Origin of the sequence: Bacillus sp. SIMBA_031 (assembly GCF_046535225.1) — a bacterium.
Taxonomy (GTDB): domain Bacteria; phylum Bacillota; class Bacilli; order Bacillales; family Bacillaceae; genus Bacillus; species Bacillus velezensis.
Window position 1 is genome coordinate 1 of the sequence record NZ_JAWRXC010000025.1, and the last position, 1,890, is coordinate 1,890.

The 1,890-nt window shown below is 34.5% G+C and carries 1 protein-coding gene; it reads right to left on the reverse strand.

Annotated features, from left to right (window positions below):
- Nucleotides 1–1,890: condensation domain-containing protein (locus SB724_RS19310; protein ID WP_410572394.1), on the reverse strand; the 1,890-nt coding region annotated here is incomplete at both ends.

The following is a 1,890-nucleotide window of genomic DNA, read 5'->3' on the forward strand; positions in this document are numbered from 1 at the left end:
TCGACTTCTCATTGAGTTCCCGGTACGTAAGATAATGATCTCTAAACTTCACCGCTATATGATCAGGGCGTTTATCCACTTGGTCTTCAAATAGCTCCTGTAGTGTTTTTTCTCTGTCATAATCTGCTTGTGTATCATTAAAACCATACAGGATCAGTCGTTTTTCCGATTCCGTCATCATTTCTATTTCTGATAGTTTGGCGTTTGGATTCCGACAAATACTGGCCACAATTTGTTTGAAATGCTTGATCATCCTTTCGATGGTTTCCTCTTTAAAAAGACTTATAGAATATTCAATACTTCCCCTCAATGTCCGTTTGTTTTCCGTGACATGGAGCGTAAGGTCGAATTTAGACTGATCGCTTGGTTGAAAGATCGGCTTTAACTGTAATTTGTCCAACTCTCCTACTGATGCTTCTTCATGATGATTCATCGTAAACATGACATCAAATATGGGGTTTCTTCTCAAATCCTTCCCTACATTCACTTTTTCTAGCAATTCTTCAAACTGATAACTTTGATTTTCAAAAGCTTTTATTGAATTTTCTTTGATTTCTTTTAAAAATTTAGTGAAACTTTTATTTTCACACGGATTGTTCCTTAAAACCAGTGTATTAACAAACATCCCCACGATAGGTTCAAGATCTGGATGTGTTCTTCCTGCAGCAGGAGTTCCTACTATAATGTCTTCTTGACCACTATACTTAGCTAGCAGAATATTGAATGCTGATAAAAGAACCATAAACATAGAACTTTCTGTTTGCTTAGATATCCTTCTTAAACCCTTTGCTGTGCTTTCGTCCAATGAAAAACTTATTTTTTGCCCGTTATAACTTTGAATAACAGGTCTGTCAAAGTCATAAGGTAAACTTAAGATAGGCAATTCTCCTGAGAACTTGTTAGTCCAGTAATCTTCCATCTCTTTCATATCTTTTGATTGTAAGAATTTATGCTGCCATTCAGAAAAATCCTTGTACTGAATTTTTAAAGGTTCTATTTCATGCCCATTATACATGCGGACAAAATCTTTCATTAAAATTTTCATGGATAGCCCGTCAGTTATAATGTGATGCATATCAATCAATAAATATTTTTTGTCACCAAGCTCTACTACTCCGACCCTGCATAACGGAGCTTCTTCCAAGCTAAAGAATCTAATAAAATCCCTCATTACTTGTTGTATTGTCTTTGAATCTTCTTTCTTTTCAACAATGCTAAAGGTGTATTCACTTTGGATATTCTGTACAATTTCTCCATTAATCGTGTTGAAAGAGGTCCTAAACGCTTCATGTCTTTCAATTAACTTTTTGAAGGTTTTTTCTATTCGATCTTTTTCTATGTGACCACTGAGTTCGAATACAACCGGGATATTATAAGTTGTACTTTTTGGTTCAATCTGTTGAAATGTGTATAACCTTTTTTGAACTGATGATGTTTTGTAATAATCTCGAAGTTCAGCTTTTCCTATTCCTTTATACGTTTGAATTTTCACATTGCCATCAATATGCTTGCTTATACTTCTTATCGTCGCGTTTTCAAAAAAAGATCTTAATGGCATTGCTTTATTCATCTCTTTATGAATCGTGTTTATCATTAAGCTCGCTTTAAGTGAATTTCCTCCCAAATCGAAAAAGTTATCATCAATTCCGATTATCTCTGCACGTAATATTTCACTCCATATGTCAACCAGTTGCTCTTCTATCTTCGTCCTTGGAGCAACATAGTCAGAAGAATGTATTAAACCTGCATGAGTTGCTTCAGGTAAGGATTTCTTGTCTATTTTTCCATTTGTAGTAAGGGGAAATGATTCTATTTCTATTATATAAGCTGGTACCATATAGTCCGGCAGACTCTCTTGTAAATATTCTTTAAGCTTTAGTTTATCCATAA